Annotated in this window: 16 protein-coding genes; 14 read left to right on the top strand and 2 right to left on the bottom strand. The window is 46.7% G+C overall.

Annotated features, from left to right (window positions below):
- Positions 1-118 precede the first annotated feature (118 nt).
- The 14 genes from BI182_RS10375 to BI182_RS10310 all read left to right on the top strand — a co-directional run bounded on the left by BI182_RS10375 (position 119) and on the right by BI182_RS10310 (position 17,148).
- Positions 119-2,362, top strand: coding sequence for a cation-translocating P-type ATPase (locus tag BI182_RS10375; protein ID WP_286807771.1), 2,244 nt, complete (start codon positions 119-121; stop codon positions 2,360-2,362).
- Positions 2,363-3,013, top strand: coding sequence for a potassium channel family protein (locus BI182_RS10370; protein ID WP_070370922.1), 651 nt, complete (start codon positions 2,363-2,365; stop codon positions 3,011-3,013). It abuts the gene before it with no gap.
- Positions 3,014-3,029: 16 nt separating this feature from the next.
- Entirely contained in the window at positions 3,030-3,698 is a 669-nt protein-coding gene (locus BI182_RS10365; protein WP_070370923.1) for a potassium channel family protein, read from the top strand.
- A gap of 131 nt (positions 3,699-3,829) precedes the next feature.
- Positions 3,830-4,951 carry an HD-GYP domain-containing protein gene (locus tag BI182_RS10360; RefSeq protein WP_148638157.1) on the top strand — a complete coding sequence of 374 codons (1,122 nt, stop codon included), beginning with the start codon at positions 3,830-3,832 and terminating at the stop codon, positions 4,949-4,951.
- A 34-nt stretch (positions 4,952-4,985) separates the two neighbouring features.
- Positions 4,986-8,273: a response regulator gene (locus BI182_RS10355; protein ID WP_286807770.1), complete on the top strand. Its 3,288-nt coding sequence runs from the start codon at positions 4,986-4,988 to the stop codon at positions 8,271-8,273.
- A gap of 544 nt (positions 8,274-8,817) precedes the next feature.
- Positions 8,818-9,612, top strand: a complete 795-nt coding sequence (gene speD / locus BI182_RS10350) for an adenosylmethionine decarboxylase (protein WP_070370929.1) — start codon at positions 8,818-8,820, stop codon at positions 9,610-9,612.
- A 55-nt stretch (positions 9,613-9,667) separates the two neighbouring features.
- A complete protein-coding gene (locus BI182_RS10345; RefSeq protein WP_228880444.1) occupies positions 9,668-11,098 on the top strand; it encodes an aminotransferase class I/II-fold pyridoxal phosphate-dependent enzyme in 1,431 nt (476 codons plus the stop codon).
- 4 nt (positions 11,099-11,102) lie between these two features.
- A complete protein-coding gene (speE, locus tag BI182_RS10340) occupies positions 11,103-11,954 on the top strand; it encodes a polyamine aminopropyltransferase (RefSeq protein WP_286807769.1) in 852 nt (283 codons plus the stop codon).
- The gene (speB, locus tag BI182_RS10335; protein WP_286807768.1) at positions 11,944-12,792 is read left to right on the top strand and encodes an agmatinase; all 849 of its coding nucleotides are present in this window, start codon (positions 11,944-11,946) and stop codon (positions 12,790-12,792) included. The genes speE and speB overlap by 11 nt, the downstream gene beginning before the upstream one ends.
- A gap of 78 nt (positions 12,793-12,870) precedes the next feature.
- The gene (locus tag BI182_RS10330; protein ID WP_286807767.1) at positions 12,871-14,070 is read left to right on the top strand and encodes a saccharopine dehydrogenase family protein; all 1,200 of its coding nucleotides are present in this window, start codon (positions 12,871-12,873) and stop codon (positions 14,068-14,070) included.
- An 11-nt stretch (positions 14,071-14,081) separates the two neighbouring features.
- Positions 14,082-15,218 (top strand): carboxynorspermidine decarboxylase, encoded by a 1,137-nt coding sequence (gene nspC / locus BI182_RS10325; protein WP_286807772.1) that lies wholly within the window; start codon positions 14,082-14,084, stop codon positions 15,216-15,218.
- Between the two features lie 110 nt (positions 15,219-15,328).
- Positions 15,329-15,913 carry a class I SAM-dependent methyltransferase gene (locus BI182_RS10320; protein WP_286807766.1) on the top strand — a complete coding sequence of 195 codons (585 nt, stop codon included), beginning with the start codon at positions 15,329-15,331 and terminating at the stop codon, positions 15,911-15,913.
- Between the two features lie 83 nt (positions 15,914-15,996).
- Positions 15,997-16,386, top strand: a complete 390-nt coding sequence (locus BI182_RS10315) for a PaaI family thioesterase (RefSeq protein WP_250934022.1) — start codon at positions 15,997-15,999, stop codon at positions 16,384-16,386.
- A gap of 51 nt (positions 16,387-16,437) precedes the next feature.
- On the top strand, positions 16,438-17,148 hold the full coding sequence (locus BI182_RS10310) for a flavodoxin family protein (protein ID WP_286807765.1): 711 nt from the start codon (positions 16,438-16,440) through the stop codon (positions 17,146-17,148).
- Positions 17,149-17,150: 2 nt separating this feature from the next.
- Here BI182_RS10310 and BI182_RS10305 read toward each other — a convergent pair whose 3' ends face one another.
- On the bottom strand, positions 17,151-18,515 hold the full coding sequence (locus BI182_RS10305; protein WP_286807764.1) for a DUF6179 domain-containing protein: 1,365 nt from the start codon (positions 18,513-18,515) through the stop codon (positions 17,151-17,153).
- Positions 18,505-19,011 carry a DUF6323 family protein gene (locus BI182_RS10300; RefSeq protein ID WP_286807763.1) on the bottom strand — a complete coding sequence of 169 codons (507 nt, stop codon included), beginning with the start codon at positions 19,009-19,011 and terminating at the stop codon, positions 18,505-18,507. The genes BI182_RS10305 and BI182_RS10300 overlap by 11 nt, the downstream gene beginning before the upstream one ends.
- Positions 19,012-19,682: the final 671 nt, after the last annotated feature.

Genomic DNA, 19,682 nt, shown 5'->3' with positions numbered 1-19,682 from the left:
GGGGCAAGCAAAAGTGGCAAAGGCCATAGAGCCTGAACGAAGTGAAGGCCAGCGTCTTGAGGCGCCGGCCGGTAACAGAGGCTTATAGCCTCAGAGCAAACCACCCGTTAGACGGGTGGTGCTGATTTTTGCCGGAACCAATGCCGCTTCAGGGGTTTGTAAGGCAGTGGTTTTTGCCACTGGAATGACTACCGAGTTCGGAAAAATTGCCGATTTGACCCAGAACATGGTTGAGGTACCCAGTCCGCTACAGATTGAAATGGGACGGATTACCCGACTGGTTTCAGCCATGGCGATCAGTATGGGGGTCATCTTTTTTGTGCTGGCAGTGTTGTTGGCCCATGTCAATGTGACCGAAAGCTTTATTTTTGCCATGGGGATGATTGTCGCCTTTATCCCCGAGGGACTGCTGCCAACCGTGACCTTATCCCTGGCCATGGGCGTCAAACGGATGGCCAAACGCAATGCCCTGATCAAGCGCCTATCGGCTGTTGAAACGCTGGGCTGCACCACAGTGATCTGCACCGATAAAACCGGAACCCTGACCCAGAATGAAATGACAGTCAGCGACTGCTGGATGGTCAATCAACAGATGAAGGTAACCGGGGTTGGCTATGCCCCGGAAGGTGAAATGCTCTCAGGCGATGTTCCGATTTCGCTGGCCGAAAACAGCGACATGCGCACCTTATTGGTAGCGGCCAGTTTTTGTAATAATTCCCGCTTATTACCGCCATCCCCGGAAATCAATCATTGGAATATTCTGGGGGATCCCACCGAGGCGGCACTGGTGGTGGCCGCCCGGAAGGGGAAAATTGATCTGGATCAGGAACTGAAATTTAGCCCTCGGCTCCGGGAGCTGCCCTTTGAATCCCAGCGCAAGCGGATGACGACGATCCACAAGGTTGCTGGAGATCGTTCAGGTCTGGAAAAGCTGGCCTATATCAAGGGGGCACCCAAAGAAGTGCTGGATTTGTGTAGCCACTATCTTAACGATGGCGAAGAGGTGGCAATGGATGGGGAGATCCGCAAAAAAATCATGGCAGCCAATGACGACTATGCCCGCAAAGGACTCCGGGTCTTGGCGGTGGCAATGCGAAGGTTAACCAAGGACATGGGTTTGCCGGAGCGCCTTAGTGATTATACTCCGGAGCTGATTGAAAATAATATGACTTTTTTAGGCCTGACTGTGATGGCTGATCCACCTCGGGTGGAAGTGGCAGCAGCGGTTAAAAAATGTCATCAGGCCGGGATAAAAATTATTATGATTACCGGGGATTATGGCTTGACGGCCGAAAGCATTGCCCGGCGGATTGGCATTATTCATGGCGCACAGCCCCGGATTGTCACCGGTGTTGAGTTGGATGAAATCAATGACGCCGATCTTAAAAAGGCCTTGTCCGAGGAAATTATTTTTGCCCGGGTGGCCCCAGAACAAAAACTGCGGGTTGTTTCCGCCCTTCAGGAAATGGGCAATGTGGTGGCAGTCACTGGGGATGGGGTCAATGATTCGCCAGCCCTTAAAAAAGCCGACATTGGTATTGCCATGGGGATTTCCGGAACCGATGTGGCAAAGGAAGCCGCTGATATGATTCTCACCGACGACAATTTCGCCTCGATTGTCAATGCGGTGGAAGAAGGTCGGGGGGTCTATAATAATATCCGCAAATTTGCGACCTATATTTTAAACAGTAATGTACCGGAGGCGGTACCGTTTATTGTATTTTTATTCGCTAAAGGTCAGATCCCGCTGCCATTGACGGTTATGCAGATTCTGGCGGTGGATCTGGGCACTGATATGATTCCGGCGATTGCTCTGGGGGTTGAACTCCCCGAGGAAGGCGTCATGCAGCGGCCACCACGCTCCCGAAAAGAACATTTGCTCAATCGCCCCCTACTGATTCGGGCATTTTTATTCTATGGGATTATGGAAGGAGCCATTGCGATGTCAGCCTTTTTCTTTCTGTATTGGCAAAATGGTTGGCCGGGGGTACCAATGGCAGATTCAGGGGAGATTTACCGGATGGCCACCACCATGACCTTGGGAGCCATTGTGGTAACGCAAATCGGAATTGTCTTTAATTGCCGAACCGAACGGGCTTCGGTCTTTAAGGTGGGGCTGTTCAGTAACCATATGATTTTAATTGGGATTGTTTGTGAACTGACGGTCTTTTCGATTCTGGTCTATACCCCATTTTTGCATGCGATCTTTAATACCGCTCCAATCGGTCTGATTGAGTGGGCATATTTGTTTATGTGGGTACCGATAGTGATTCTGATTGATGAACTGCGCAAAGCATTCCTGAGATATTGGGATCGGCGCCGGTTACAGAAAAAAACAGAAGTTATGAAAGGGGAGAGCTAAATGAAAATCATTATCGTCGGCTGCGGCCGAATCGGTTCCGGTTTAGCCATGAAGTTAAGTCAAGGTGACAATGAGATCATTGTGATCGATCAGGAGCCGCTGACGTTTAAACATCTGAGCACCGGATTCAAAGGAAAAACCATTGCTGGCGTGGGGTTTGATCGGGAGGTGCTGCTTACCGCCGGGATAAAGCGGACGGACTCGCTGGCTGCTGTCACTTCCAACGACGAGGCCAATGCGCTCACCGCCCGAATCGCCAGTCAGATTTTTGGGGTTCCGCGAGTGGTTTCAGCGCTTCATGAACCCCGGAAAGCCGAAATTTATCGGCGTTTGGGACTGCAGGTCTTTGATCCAATGTCCTGGGGCGTCAATCGGGTGGCGGATCTGCTGAGCTTCGCCCCGGTTAATGTGGCGATGAGCATCGGCAATGGAGATGTGGATATAATGGAAATCGAGATCCCGGCCTTGTTGGTCGGACGTCGGGTTGGTGAGCTGACAATTCCTGGCGAAGTCAGCGTGGTTTCAATCAGTCGCGGCAATCGCTCGATTATTCCGGTGATTAGTACGGTGTTTGAAGACCGGGATCTGGTCCATCTGGCAGTGGCCACGGCATCCGGCGAACGGCTAAAATCGCTGTTGGGATTAGGATAGAAAAGAGGAGCCGATCATGAACGTAATAATCGTAGGTGGTGGAAAGGTGGGGGCTTATCTGACTTCACTGTTGCAAGGCGGCGGTCATCAGGTTAAGCTGATCGAAATCAGAACCCATCAATTGGAACGGCTGGCATGTGATCTGCCCAAAGAAGTGCTGATATCAGGAAGTGGCACCGACCCCGAGGTGCTGGAAGCCGCTGGAATCCGTTCGGCGGATGTGCTGGCAGTGGTAACCGGTGCCGATGAGATCAATCTGGTGGCGGCCACTATTGCCCGACTGGAATATCAGGTGCCAAGGATTCTGGCCCGGATCAAAAATCCCAAAAATGCCTGGCTGTTCACTCCGGAAATGGGCGTGGATGTGGCGTTGAACCAGGCTGAGTTGATGGCGACGCTGGTGGCTGAAGAAATGTCAGTGGGGGATATGATGACCTTACTTAAACTCAACCAGGGACAGTTTTCGTTGGTTGAAGAAAAGGTTCATCCGTCATCCCGGGCAGTGGGAAAGATGGTTAGGGAGCTTGGTTTGCCCACCGAATCGGTGTTGGTGGCCATTATCAGAAACGGTCAGTTGCTGATTCCTCATGGGGATACCCGGCTATTGCCTGCTGATGAGGTGTTGGCAATCATTCATGCGGCGGATCTTCAGGATCTGGCCAAAATTTTAGGACCAGACCACTAAAACGGTGACGTCCTTTTGGTAGCACATTGAGGTTGGGTGATTTATTCGGGTGTTGTATCAGGTTTTTTTGATCATTGGGGGTACAAACATACAAAAACCGATTGGTTAATGATTAATTTTGAGAGGGAAGTATGAAAAAGGATGAAATCGCAATTGTCGATGATGAACCCATCAATTTAATGATCTTAAAAAAACTACTGAGTCCCTCTTTTTTGATTCGGGCTTATAAATCTGGAGCGGAGTTGCTTGATTCGGTTAAAAAGGGAATTCAGCCAGATTTAATTCTGATGGATATCATTATGCCAGGAATGGACGGCTACGAGACCCTTTCGGAATTACGCAAAGACCCAGATAATCAGGGAATTCCGGTCATTTATATTACTGCCCTGGATAGTCTGATTGACGAAGAAAAGGGGTTTTATTTGGGTGCGGTTGATTACATCACCAAGCCCTTTCGTCCGGGGATTGTGTTAGCCAGAGTCAATGCGCATCTGGAACTCAAACATGCCAGAGATCGGCTTAAAAACCAGAATGAATGGCTGGAGGCCGAGGTTAAGCGACGGATGGTGGAAAATCAGCTGATCCAGGATACGACCTTGAATGTCTTTGCGGAATTGGTTGAAACCCGGGACAATGATACAGCCAATCATGTTATGCGAACCCAGAATTACGTTAGGATTATCGCTGAGCGTTTGCAGAAGCATAAGCGGTTTGAAAATCACTTAAATGCAGAAGTCATCGAACGGATTGTTAAGGCAGCACCCCTCCACGATATTGGCAAGATCGGGATTCCTGACGCCATTTTATTAAAGCCGGGGAAGCTTAACAATGAGGAATATGAGGTGATGAAAAATCACTGTAAAATCGGCGGCAATGCCATTCGACTGGCAATCAATAAAACCCTGTCGGGTAACCAGGCAGAAAACAAAATGGGTGAAGTAACCGCCTTATCCTTTTTGGAAGAGGCTGAAAAAATTATGAATTATCATCATGAACGATGGGATGGCAAAGGTTATCCGGAAGAATTGTATGGTGATGAAATCCCGCTGTCTGCCCGGATTATGGCTTTGGCTGATGTTTTTGATGCCCTTACCACGGTACGGCCATACAAAAAAGCCTGGCGTGTGGATGCGGTGGTTGACTATATTCTGGAACAGAAAGGGTTGCAGTTTGATCCGGATGTGGTAGAAGCTTTTGAAGCCGAAGTTGAGTCTTTTATACAGGTTATGAGCCAGGGACAGCCGAGAGAATAATAGAAGTACGGCGGAACCAGAAGGGGGGAGTCAGATGGCAGATCAAGCAAATACCGGGTTGGATCAACGAGAGAAAATTATTGATCAATTGTATCTCCATACGGAACTGATTAGGGAAATCAGCCAGATGGAGTCAGGGATCAATGGCGATATTGAAGGTTTTTCAGAAGAAATAACGGAACTTTTGGGCAATCGACTGGAAGCGGATCGGGTGTCAATCTGGCAATATAATAATGAAATGACAATGATGGAATGTCTCGATCTTTATGTAAAAAAAGAGCAAACCCACAGCAAAAAAATGACCATGAATCGAGCCGATCAACCCCTGACCTTTGAGTATCTGATTAAAAACAGATACATGATTATTGATAACAAGTCGGTTGAACCCCAGGAGAAGGATTATTGGCAGGCGTATATGAAACCCTTGGGGGGAACGACACTACTGGTTTGCAGTATTTTATGTAATGGAAAGGCGATTGGCTCCATTGGATTTATGTATGTCAATCGAAAACACGAGTGGGGAAGTGATGAAATCACATTCGGCTGTCATATCGCCGATCAAATCGGAACGGCCTTTTTAAACCGGGAGCGAATGGCGATAACCCAAGCATTGCGGAAAAATGAAGCGTTTTTAAATCGGGCTCAGCAGGTTTCAAAAACAGGTCATTGGCATTTTGATATTGAAACAGATTGTCTGACCTGGTCTGATGAAACCTATCGAATTTTTGGTGTCGAAATAGGAACACCACAAACGTTCGAATCATATATGGGGTTTGTTTATCCGGATGATCGCAAAAATATTATTGAGAACTGGACGAAAAAATCGGTGGAGGGTCAACCATTTACTGTGCTTCATCGGATTGTTGCTGGTGATCAAATTCGTTGGGTGGAAGAACGATCGGAATTTGAGCATGATCAGCAGGGAAATCCGGTTGCCAGTTGGGGTACCGTTGCAGATGTGACTGAAAAGATGAACTACCTAAAAGAACTTGAGAATTACCAAAAGCATCTTGAGGAAATGGTTATTTCCAGAACCACTGATTTGGAAAAAGCAAAGCTCGATGCAGAAGCCGCTAACCAGGCCAAAAGCGCATTCTTGTCCAATATGAGCCATGAAATTCGAACCCCCATGAATGCGATCATTGGTCTTTCCCATCTGATCCGACGGGATCCACTGACCATGCGCCAGGAGGAACAGCTTGATAAGCTGACAGAAGCGGCGAATCACTTGCTTCATATCATAAATGATGTGCTGGATCTTTCGAAAATAGAAGCCGGAAAGATGCAGCTGGACGCCCATGATTTTGAACCCACCCGGGAAATTGACCGGGTTTGTAATCTTTTAGCGGATGAAGCGGCAAAAAAAAATCTGAATATACTGGTGGATGTGGATCATATTCCGACGGTTTTACAAGGCGATTCAGTTCGTTTTGGCCAAATACTACTTAATTTAATGAGCAATGCCGTGAAGTTTACCGAAAAAGGAAGCATCAAAATTGTGGCTCGAATCATTAATCAGGATCACAAACAAATTCGCTTGCGCTTTGAGGTTTGTGATACCGGAATCGGGATGTCAAAAAATCAGATCAATAAACTTTTTCAGGATTTTGTCCAGGCAGATGAATCGATGACCCGTCTCTATGGGGGAACTGGCCTGGGACTGGCAATCAGTTCCCGGTTGGTGAACTTTTTAGGTGGTGACATTGGGGTTCATAGTGAACTGGGGTTGGGAAGCCGGTTTTGGTTTGAGTTGCCATTTGAAAAATCAACGGCACTTCCTAAAAATAGAATCAATATCGCGTCTTCAGAAACAATGCGGGTTCTGGTAATTGATGATATGCAGGAGGCCCGGGAGTTGGTGATTAGTATGCTTGCTGATTTTGGAATTCAGTGTGATGCGGTTAATTCGGGAAATGAAGGGCTGGCAGCGGTGAAGAAAGCTGACCAGATGACGGTGCCCTATCGTCTGGTATTGATGGATTTGAAAATGCCGGAGATGGATGGGATTGACACGGCGCTGATGCTGCAATCACTGGAACTGAAGACCCGCCCAGAGGTCTATCTGATCACCGGATATGGCAACCAGATTTCTGCTGAAGAAGCTCGGCGGGCCGGAATCAGCCGGATTCTTGTCAAACCAATGACACCCTCAACGCTCAATGACGCATTAATGGAATTGCTGGATGACAATCTGGATGCTCAAATACCTTCATCCCTCAATGATCTGGAGACGCGTTTAAAGCACTATCAACCCGCACATATCCTGATTGTTGAAGACAACCAGATTAATCAGGAAATTGTCAGGCAGCTTTTTGAGCCCTTTAACTTCAAAATCGAACTGGCTGAAAATGGCCAGGAGGCAATTGATCGGATTACTCAGAAAAAGTTTGATTTAATCCTGATGGATGTTCAGATGCCGGTTATGGATGGTTTGTCGGCAACAACAAAGATCAGAAGTTTGCCGGGTTGGGAAGCGATTCCCATTTTGGCGATGACCGCCAATGCCTTTGAAGAAGACCGGAAAAAATGCATCAAAGCAGGGATGAATGATCACCTGGTCAAACCAGTGGAACCGGAGATTTTATACAAGAGTCTGATCAAGTGGTTACCAGTTCGAAGCGTTCAATCGGAGCATAAAGATAAACCCCGAAGTCATACGGAAAAAGACCTGGTCAGGCAAGCAATTGTGTCGCCGGATATACAAAATCAGTTAAAAATTCTGCGGCAGGTAGATGGATTGAATGTGGAAACCGGATTGCGAATTCTTGGCGGTGATGCCTCCGTTTATTTGCGACTGATCCAACAGTTTGCGCAGAAGTGTCAGGCCGATACCGATTATATTGTAAGTCAGAATGCCGCCGAAAACTACCCGAGTATTTTGCAGACGGTTCACTCAATCAAGGGGGTGGCCGGAAATCTGGGCGCCATCAAAATTCAGGAGCTGGCCGCTGATCTGGAGCAGGCAGTCCGGATTGGATCAGGAAAAGCGCAGTTCGAAAAACAAATTGATAACTTTGTTAATGCGTTAAGCAGTTTTGTCGAGGCTCTGCCAAAAGCAGGTTATGCGCCTGAAAGGATTAAAGAAGGTGTTGATAATAGGGATCAGGTCAATGGGATTCTGAGCCAGTTGGCGGTTTTGCTTGAAAACAACGATACAGAGGCTTATGACTTATTTGAAGAGCACAAAGATCAATTAATCTTGGCGCTGGGAAAGGCTGGCGGTGAACTGGAACGACAGATTAATGAATTTGATTATCGGCAAGCCCTGGAGACATTGCGATCGTCTTCGGCAGTACTTCAGGAATTTTTTAAAAGCCTTTAAAGTGACTAAGGATTATGTTGGAAACCGGTTAAATTTACAAATATTTCTTGATTTTCAGAATCATTTATAGTACAATTCGAAACGAATGATAGAAATAGATTGATGTCTATTTAGTGCGTTCATAAGCAGGATTTATGGATGCAGCAAAGAATTCTTTTGACCATTTCTTGATCGGTTTAACCCGGGAAAAGAAATTGAATGCCATACGGACAGCTAGGTCAAATGCCGATTGGCAACTTTCGTTGCCTTATTGATTGAGCAGCAGCTCAAATTTTATAAGTTGGTTACTTAAAACCGTGTGCAGTTTTGCACATCACACTTGTGAAACAATCAATAAGAGTAGTAAAAGTAAGTTCTTGCTATATAGACTCTAATTTCTACGTTTGGGATCATGGATAGACGGTGCACGTATGCTGCCCGTGTCAATAGCGAATCAGTAGAAATAAACTCAAGTGGATGAACAGCAGATGCTGAAGGATCACTTGAGTTTTTTGTTTTTTAGAAGTAGAGCACAATCACGATAAAATTGGAAACGGGGTGGATTATGGATAATAAATTAAAGTTGAATGGCTTTAACAATCTAACAAAATCGTTAAGTTTTAACATTTATGATGTATGCTATGCCAAGAGTGAACGGGAGCAGCGGGACTATATTGCCTATATTGATGAGCAGTATAACTCGGATCGCTTAACCAACATCTTATATCATGTCACCGAGATGATCGGCGCCCGGGTACTCAATGTGTCCAAGCAGGATTACGATCCTCAGGGGGCCAGTGTCACCTTTTTAATTGCCGAAGAAACATTTTTGCGGGAATACCGGGAAGAAAATATTGAAAAGAATAACTTTCAGGGGGATACGGTGGTGGCTCATCTGGACAAAAGTCATGTGACGGTTCATACTTATCCCGAATATCATCCGGATACTTCCATTGCCACCTTTCGGGTCGACATCGATGTGGCCACCTGCGGCGAAATTACGCCGCTGAGCACCCTGGATTTTCTGATTGGCAGCTTTGATTCGGACATTATAACCATGGATTATCGGGTTCGGGGCTTTACCCGGGATGTCAGTGGCAAAAAACTGTTTATGGATCATAAAATCACCTCGATTCAGGATTATATCGATGACAAAACCCTCAAGGAATATGATGCCATTGATATTAATGTTTATCAATCCAATCTTTTTCATACCAAGATGTTGTTAAAAGAAATTACCCTCCAGAATTATCTGTTTAATACCGATGCCTATGAGCTGCCACCCCGAACCCGGCTGCAGATCACCGAAAACCTGCGCCGGGAAATGATCGAAATTTTCAGTGGCAGTAATGTCTATTAATGATGTGTATTAATTTGGAAAGGAATAAAACGTGCCAAAATTAAATCAACAACGGATGCCAATTATGGCGGCACTCAACGAATTTAAACGAAATCGGCTGGTACCCTTTGATGTGCCCGGCCATAAACGGGGCAAAGGGAATCCGGAGCTGACGGATTTTTTAGGGGAACGCTGTATGACCCTGGACGTCAATTCGATGAAGCCGTTGGATAATCTTTGCCATCCGGTTTCAGTGATCAAAGAAGCCGAGGAACTGGCGGCGGATGCCTTTGGTGCCAAACAGGCCTTTTTTATGGTTAACGGTACGACTTCGGCGGTGCAGACGATGGTGCTGTCAGCCTGTAAAAAAGGGGAGAAGATTATCTTACCCCGGAATGTCCACCGTAGTGTCATCAATGCGATGATCCTGGGTGGAGCCATCCCGGTTTATGTGAATCCCGAAACCAACCATGAAATCGGCATTTCCTTGGGGATGACCCTGTCTGCAGTTGCCGAAGCGATCCGGGAAAACCCGGATGCCAAAGCGATTCTGGTCAATAACCCGACCTATTATGGGGTTTGTTCCAATCTCAAGGCGATTACCGAAATGGCCCATGCAGCGGGGATGCTGATACTGGTCGATGAAGCCCACGGCACCCATTTCTATTTTGGCGAAAACATGCCCATCAGCGGGATGGCTGCCGGTGCCGATATGGCTTCGGTCAGTATGCATAAATCTGGCGGATCGTTGACGCAAAGCTCTTTTTTACTGGTAGGAGCCGGGATGAACCCCGGGTATGTTCGGCAGATCATCAATCTGACACAGACCACCAGCGGGTCTTATTTGCTGCTTTCCAGTCTCGATATTTCCCGCAAAAATCTGGCCGTCAACGGTAAGGAGATATTTGCCAAGGTAACTGAAATGGCCCAGTATGCCCGGGATGAAATCAATCAGATCGGCGATTATTACGCTTATTCCAAAGAACTGATCAATGGCGATACCATTTACGATTTTGATGCCACCAAGCTGTCGATTAATACCCTGAACGTGGGACTGGCGGGGATTGAAGTCTACAATGTTCTCCGGGACGAATATGATATTCAGGTGGAGTTCGGCGATGTCGGCAATATTCTGGCCTACATTTCAGTGGGCGACAGCCAGCGTAATCTGGAGCGGCTGGTTTCAGCACTGGCCGAAATCCGCCGGATCTATAAAAAAGACAAGGCCGGGATGCTGCAATACGAATATATAAACCCGGCAGTGGCGGTGGCCCCGCAGGAAGCTTTTTATGCTGAGAAGGAAGCCCTGCCCCTGGAAAAAAGCGGCGGCCGGATCTGCAGCGAATTTGTGATGTGCTATCCGCCGGGAATTCCGATACTGGCTCCCGGTGAAATGATTACGGCCGAAATTCTCGATTCGATTGAATACGTCAAAGACAAGGGCTGTTTTTTAACCGGTCCCGAAGATATGGAAATCAAAAAGCTTAACGTGCTGAAGGAGGATTGATTAAATGGAATTGTGGTTTTCAGAAAAACATACCCCCAACGTCAAATTTTCCATTCAGGTGGATCGTCAGCTGTACTGCGGACAAAGTGAATTTCAGCGGATCGATATCTTTGATTCCAAAGAATTTGGCCGTTTTTTAACCCTGGATGGTTACATGATGCTGACCGAAAAAGACGAGTTTATCTACCATGAGATGATGGTTCATATTCCCATGGCGGTTCATCCAGCCGCTAAAAAAGTATTGATTATCGGCGGCGGTGATGGCGGTGCCATCCGCGAGCTGGTGCGCTATCCGCTGGTTGAACAGATTGACCTGGTTGAAATTGATGAGCTGGTGGTGGAAGTCTGTAAAAAGCATCTGCCCCAAACGGCCTGCTGTTTTGCTGATGAGCGGGTCACCGTCCACTATCAGGATGGTCTGAAATTTATTCGCCGTTGCGAAAATGAATACGATCTGATCATTGTCGATTCCACCGATCCCTTTGGCCCCGGCGAAGGCCTGTTCACCAAAGAGTTTTACGGCAATTGCTATAAGGCCTTGAAAGAAGACGGAATTATGGTCAATCAGCATGAAAGTGCTTTTTATCTGGATGATGCCGTGGCGATGCAACGGGCCCATAAGCGGATTGTCGAGTCCTTCCCGATCAGCCGGGTCTATCAGGCCCATATCCCCACCTATCCCTCGGGACACTGGTTGTTTGGCTTTGCTTCCAAGAAATACCATCCGATTGAGGATTTAAAGGCGGTGAAATGGAATGCGCTGGGTTTTAAAACCCGCTACTATAATACCCAATTGCATGTTGGCGCCTTTGCGCTGCCAAACTATGTGGAGGAGTTGTTAAAAGATGTTGAATAAAAATATTGAGACCTTTTTAGGTTGTGATAACGAATATGGGGAATCGGACATCGTCGTCTTTGGGGCACCCTTTGACTCCACCACCTCCTTTCGTCCCGGCACCCGCTTTGCCAGTCGCACCATGCGGGGGGAATCCTACGGACTGGAAACCTACAGCCCCTACCAGGATAAAGACCTGGAGGATTATTCCATTTTTGATGGCGGCGATCTCGAACTTTGTTTTGGCGATACCGAAAAGGCCCTGGCAGCGATAGAAAGCTATACCACCCGAGTATTAAGAGATAATAAGCGGCCGGTGATGATTGGCGGCGAGCATCTGGTGACCCTGGGGGCGGTCCGGGCGGTGGCCCGAAAGTATCCGGAGCTTCATGTGGTACATTTTGATGCCCATGCCGATTTGCGGGATGACTATCTGGGGGCCCCCTTGTCCCATGCCACGGTGCTGCACCGGGTTTGGGATATCATTGGCGACGGCCGGATCTATCAATTCGGGATCCGCTCCGGCGAACGCAGTGAGTTCCAGTGGGGTAAAGATCACGTCACCACTCAGAAATTTAATTTTAAGGGTCTGGCTGAAGTGGTTGAAAAACTGCAGGGCAAACCGGTCTATTTCACCCTGGATCTGGATGTGTTGGACCCATCCGTTTTCCCCGGCACCGGCACCCCGGAACCCGGTGGTGTCAGCTTTATAGAGCTGCTTGAAGCAATCCAACAAGTCAGTCAGCTGAATCTGGTCGGCTGCGACATCAATGAGTTATCACCAGTCTATGACCAGAGCGGCGCTTCCACCGCCGTCGCCTGCAAGGTGCTGCGGGAACTCTTATTGGCAATGGCATAAACGAATTGTAGGGGCGATCCGTGATCGCCCGAACCTTGTTATGATGTGTTAAATGATAGAAAACAGGAGGAACAAATTATGGGAAAAGCATTAATTATCGGTTGCGGCGGTGTTGCCAGTGTGGCCATTCATAAATGCTGTCAAAACAGCGACGTGTTTACCGAAATCTGCATTGCCAGCCGAACCAAAAGCAAGTGCGATGCCTTAAAAGAAAAACTGGATGGCGGAGCCACCAAAATCACCACCGCTCAGGTCAATGCCGACAATGTCGATGAGTTGATTGCGCTGATTGAAAAGGAAAAGCCGGACGTCGTCTTGAACCTGGCCTTGCCGTATCAGGATCTGACCATTATGGACGCCTGTCTGGCCACCAAAACCCATTACGTTGATACGGCCAATTACGAGCCGGAAGATACCGCCAAATTTGAATATAAATGGCAGTGGGAATATCGGGAACGGTTTGAAAAAGCTGGGATTACCGCCCTGTTAGGCAGCGGCTTTGACCCCGGTGTGACTGGTGTATTTTCAGCCTACGCCATGAAGCACCAGTTTGATGAGATCAATTACATCGATATTCTCGATGCCAACGCTGGCGACCACGGTTATCCCTTTGCCACCAACTTCAATCCCGAAATTAATATTCGTGAAGTCACCGCCAACGGCAGCTACTGGGAAGACGGTCAGTGGGTCGAAACCGAGCCGATGGAAATCAAGCGGGTATACAATTTTCCGGAAATTGGGCCCAAAGATATGTATCTGTTGCATCACGAAGAGCTGGAATCGTTGGGTCAAAATATCAAGGGCATCAAACGGATTCGCTTCTTTATGACCTTTGGACAAAGCTATCTGACCCACCTGAAATGTTTGGAAAACGTCGGCATGACCTCGATTGAACCGATTGAATATGAGGGTAAGATGATCGTTCCGCTACAGTTTTTAGCTGCTGTCTTACCAGATCCGTCAACCCTCGGCCCCAGCACCAAAGGAAAAACCAATATCGGTTGCATCTTCCAGGGCAAAAAAGACGGCCAGGATAAAACCTACTACCTCTACAACGTCTGTGATCACGAAGAATGCTACAAAGAAGTCGGTTCCCAGGCGATCTCCTATACCACCGGGGTACCGGCGATGATCGGCGCAATGCTGGTAATGACTGGCCAGTGGCAAAAACCCGGGGTTTACAATATCGAAGAGTTCGATCCCGATCCCTTTATGGATGCCCTGAACAAATGGGGCCTGCCCTGGCAGGAAAGTTTTGAACCGGAGCTGGTTGATTAAGCATGGCACAAATGGAATTGACGGATGCTTTCAAAGAACTGCCGACGCCCTGTTATCTGGTCGATGAAAGCCTGCTGATTAAAAACTTGGAAATTCTGGACCGGGTCCAGCAAGCCACCGGGTGTCGGATTCTGCTGGCTCAAAAGGCTTTTTCGATGTTTGCGCTCTACCCCCTGATCGGCCGCTATCTGGCCGGCACCACCGCCAGCGGGCTCTTTGAAGCCCGGCTGGGCCATCAGGAAATGGGCGGGGAAACCCATGTCTTTGCCACCGCCTACCGGGATGATGAGTTTGACGAAATCGTCGGGCTCTGCGACCATATCGTATTTAATTCCTTCAATCAGTGGCAGAAATTTAAGGACAAAGCCCTTAGTGTCGGCAGAGAATGTGGGATCCGGATTAATCCGGAATGCTCCACCCAGGATCACGCCATCTATGATCCCTGTTCACCAGGATCAAGGATGGGGGTCACCCGGGCTCAGTTCCAACCAGAATTGCTGGCAGGCATCAGTGGTTTTCATTTTCACACCCTCTGCGAGCAGAATGCCGATGCGCTGGAGGAGACTCTGAAAGCGGTGGAAGAAAACTTCGGTGAATTTTTACCGCAGCTGAAATGGCTCAACTTTGGCGGCGGTCATCACATCACCCGGGATGATTACGATGTGGAAAAACTGATTGCCTGTATCAAGCGGATTCAGGAAAGATATGGGCTAAAGGTCTATCTGGAGCCCGGCGAAGCTGTAGCTCTTAACACCGGGTTTCTGGTGGCGACGGTATTGGATCTCGTTGACAACGGTATTCACAATGCCATCCTCGATACTTCGGCTGCCTGTCATATGCCGGATGTGCTGGAAATGCCCTATCGGCCCAACATTATCGGGGCCGCCCTACCGGATCAAAAACCCTTTACCTATCGGCTGGGTGGTCCGACCTGTCTGGCTGGCGATATTATCGGTGATTACGCTTTTGATGAACCGCTAAAAATTGGTGACCGCCTGGTGTTCTGTGATATGGCTATTTATTCGATGGTTAAAAATAACACCTTTAACGGCATGAATTTACCAGCCATTGCCATCTTTAAAGAGGAAAAGACGATCCGGATGGTGAAACAATTTGGCTATGAAGATTTTAAAAACCGATTGTCATAAAAGGCAGTCGGTTTTTTATTGGAAATTTCTGCTGTTATCCGACGCTGCCTTTATGGTATAATGACTCAAATTAGAATTCATTGAGATTAGATCGTGAACAGGAGAAACAGATGGCACATAAATTTAACCCTATCAATATAAAGAAACTGGATAATGAGTGGCGCAGGGAAAACCTGCCCCCGGTTGAAACCCTGGAAAAATTGGGTTTGCAGGTTACTGATGTTTTTGCGGATATTGGCTGTGGAATTGGTTATTTTACGATTCCAGCCGCCGAACTGATTGGGAACAATATCGCCTATGCCTTGGATACCTTGCCGGAAATGCTGGCAGAGGTTGAACTTCGCAGCAAGACAGCGGGCTTGAACAATATCAAGACCGTCAAAACCGCAGAACTGGATCTGCTGATTCCTGATGAAGCGGTCTCTTTTGCACTACTGGTCAATGTGATCCACGAAATTGTTGATAAGAATCAGTTTCTGGAAGAAATTAGCCGGATTTTAAAACCTGGTGGTAAGCTGGCGATTATTGATTGGGAAAAAGCCCAAACCGAAATGGGACCACCGATTGATCACCGCATTGACAAAGATGACGTCATTGCGATGCTGGAAGAAATTGGCTTTTATTGCCAGAAAACCCAGTCTTTCACTGAAAATTTCTATGGCCTGGTGCTGGTGAAGAACAGTGAAGAACAGTGAAGACCAGGTAATTGTAAAATGAACACAATACTCACGGCAGTTATGTAATTACCTAACAGTTAAGACATCAGAAAGGAAAAAAGATGGATAAAGAGAAAATTGTGATCATCGAAAACGACCAGTTTGCCAAACTGGTCGGGCTGGAACTGGTCAAAGTGGAACTGGGCTATGCCGAAGTCAGAATGGCGATTCAGGAAAAGCACCTTAATGGGGTTGGGATTGTCCAGGGCGGTGCCATCTTTACCCTGGCTGATTTTGCCTTTGCGGCGGCAGCCAATGCTAGCGGAAAAGTAACCGTCGGCATTAATGCCAATATTAACTATTTCAAACCGGCCAAAGGGAAAACACTGCTGGCTAAAGCCAGCCAAACATCTTCTGGCCGAAGTCTTTGCAACTATACAGTGGATATTTTTGATGAAGACAATGCGGTGCTGGTTGCCAAATTCACGGCTACCGGCTTTAGCAAAAACTAATACCCGGTTCGAAAATTTGAAGCTAAGCTAAGTTCAGGAAAGGAAAAGAAGATGAAAATAACCGTAATCAATGGCACCATGCGTCATGGCAGCACCTGGAATTGTAAAGAGTTGCTGGTTCAGAATATTTCAAAACAGGTAGTTACTGAGATAACGGAGTTTTATCTGCCCAAAGACATGTCCAATTTTTGCAGCGGTTGTTTTTCCTGCTTCTTAAAGGGGGAAGACACCTGCCCCCACGCCGATCAGATCCGGCCCATTGTTACCGCTTTGGAAGAGGCCGATCTGGTGATTCTGACCTCTTCGGTTTATGGATTGGATGTTAGCGGTCAGTTAAAAGCTTTACTGGATCATCTCTGCTTTATGTGGCTCAGCCACCGACCCAATCCGAAGATGTTTAATAAGGTGGGTATCAGTTTTGCCACCACGGCCGGTGCGGGTCTTTCCCACACCACCAAAACGATGCAGAACAGTCTGAAATTCTGGGGGGTAAAAAAACGGTTTGCCAGTAAGCAGGCAGTGGCCGCCATGAATTGGCGTGAGATATCCGACAAAAAGCGTAGTCAAATTGAAAAAGACATGGCCCAGTTGGCCCAAAAAGCCACCGCAGCGGTGGCTAATATCGAACACAGCGCTGCGCCCCTGTTTCGAAAAATCATGTTTGTGATGATGAAAGATATGATGAAAAAGAACGACTGGAATCCCACCGATCGCAACCACTGGGAAGCCCAGGGCTGGTTAAGTGGGACGAAGCCCTTTTAAATTTAGACGACCTCAATGGTGGTGGTCATACTGAGAATTTTAGCCAACCGCTCCCGGGGCAGTGTCCTAAGATAGGCATCCAGATTTTGCTGCATCCGGATTTCGGAAGCGGAAAAATCAATGGCGTCAATGGCCGGATGGAGGGGATGACGTTTGGTCAGCACCGCCAGCTCAATGTCCTCCAGCAGATCAAAGATCATGGCTGCTTCGGTGGGCTCCAGTTCGCCGGCGATGAGCAGGTCTTCCATATCGGCCAGGGTTTTAATCTGTTCTTTAATGATGGCCAGCTTGTCGTCGAAAAAACGGCAGGACAAAAACTCCATAATCATTTCCCGATAAGCCTTGTCATCCATTTTAATGCCCATATTGTAATGGACAATGGACTTGATATTAGGATTATACCGGGGCACAAAAACCTTATTAAGAGAGTGGGTGGCCAGACCCTGAAAAACAGTGGGGGTGATTTTCGGGAGGCTGGTTAGCAGGTACTTTTTCAGAGACCGATTGGTTAGTTTCAGATCGGTAATAAGTTCCCGGGCCGCTGTTTCCAACTGCGTTTGGAGCTCAGCCTGACTGTGATTTTTTAATTTTTTATCCAGCGCATTGAGATCGGCCGGGCTGAAATCCAGCCGGTCTGGGGGCGCAGTCAATAACTGACAACCCAGGGCATTTTGCAAAACCTGGGCACAGATATTATCGAGGAGATATTTGTAGGACGGATCATAACCGCTCATCACTTCATGGATAGTATCGGCATCAAAATAGGAACAAAATAGATTTTCATAATAGAGGCTTTCCAGATACTTGATGACGAACTCAACCCCGGCCAGATCCGTGACCGGATGGATCAGTTGATAGTCGATGTCACTGGGGATTTCATGGGCATGAAAATTGATTTCATAGCTTTCAAAAAAGGGCTTAAAACCTTGGTCAATGGTGAGATTGTAGGCTTGATTTGCGGTTTTTAGCTTGCTTTTGCAAACCCGGTTATAAAAATAATGGGCCACATTTATTTTTCGCTTCAGTACCGCTAAACCATATTCATAGAGTTTTTCAAGCGGTTCATTTTGGATATGAAAGATGGCGGTGTCTAGATCGGGCAGTGATTTAAGGTAGATGCCGATGGTAAAGAGGTTGGAAGCCATAATGCCCTGGGCGATTTCAACCCGGATCGAGCTGCTTTGGCCCCGGGTAAACCGCTCAGTATTGTCGGCCAGCAGTTTAAGACACTCCAGTTGAATACGTTCGGATTCTTTAGAACTTAGGACACCCTTGACATAGGCTTCCTGGAGCAGAGACTGAAAATAAAATTCGCCACTGAGCTTGTCGCCATCGATCATAGACGGTTTTTTGATCTTATTCTTCATCTTCATCCTCATCCTCATCTTCCATCAATTTTTCACTATCATAAAGATCGTTATAATCAGGATCAAGTCCCAGCCGGACATTTTTAGCCATTCGTTCCAGTTCCCGATATTTAAGTTGATCCAAAGAACCCTGACAGACCCCATCAAAGTACTTTTTCATATAGCCAATCAGATCATCATCGCTCATTAAATCCAGGGTTTCATTCTTGAAATAATAAAAGATTTCAACCAGCTCGTTTATGATTTCTGCATAGCGATATTGGGCGATATATGGGCTGTCGGCAAAGGTCAGAATGACTTTTTCAATAATTCCGCCGCCAAATTCGACCCGGCCAACATTCTTCAGCGAATAGGAGCGGGTTTCAACCAGTTCCAGCGCCTGCTCTTCAGACAAGACCAGTGAATAGTCGGCCGTAATTTTATTGCATAGCAACACTTCCGAAACGGCCTGTTTTTCAATCAGAAAATTATCAAACAGCATCAGTTCAAACGACATATGGTTACCTCCCGGGCTTACACAAAAAATAAATTACCTATTGACAAAGCTGACAAGATATGGTAATATTTATTTGTGAAATAATAAAATGGGTTATTTGTGTTCGTTCATTAGATGATACCACGAATGATTGGATAAATCAATAATTATTAATACAAAACAGGTGCTGTTAAAGAAACGGCAGCTGTTTTTTGTCTTTAGTTGTCTGAGGTAGATAAACCAGCGTTTAGGTAACTTGATTTTTATTAATTCTATTGACGATCATTGCCTAAAAATGGCATACTAGAACTGATTGGATTGCGTCAAAAATCGAAAAATAATTAAGAAAAACCATTTCTTTAAACAGATCATAATGTAAAACTGATATAATATTTAATTATCGTAAAATATTCTGCGCAAAAGCATACCTTTTCATAAAATTAGAGATAACAGGAAGAAATCACCACGGTTAAACGTTAACCTGATGATTGAAGAAGGAAAGTCTGAAACATCCTAAGTATCAGGTAAGTCTGATTTAGTGCATAGCAAACAAACCATCAAGAGATGGTGTAAAAAAGTATAGTGATGGAAAGATCAGGCGTCGGAGAGGATCTGATAACCTTGAGATTTTGCTAAGGCAATCGCCTGGTCAACCGTGATTTCACGGCTTACTGGAAGAACATCCGAATTTT

This window comes from Acetobacterium sp. MES1, from assembly GCF_002237635.1.
GTDB lineage: Bacteria > Bacillota > Clostridia > Eubacteriales > Eubacteriaceae > Acetobacterium > Acetobacterium wieringae.
Note: the sequence above shows the minus strand (reverse complement) of the source record. Positions and strands in the feature narration are given on the sequence as shown.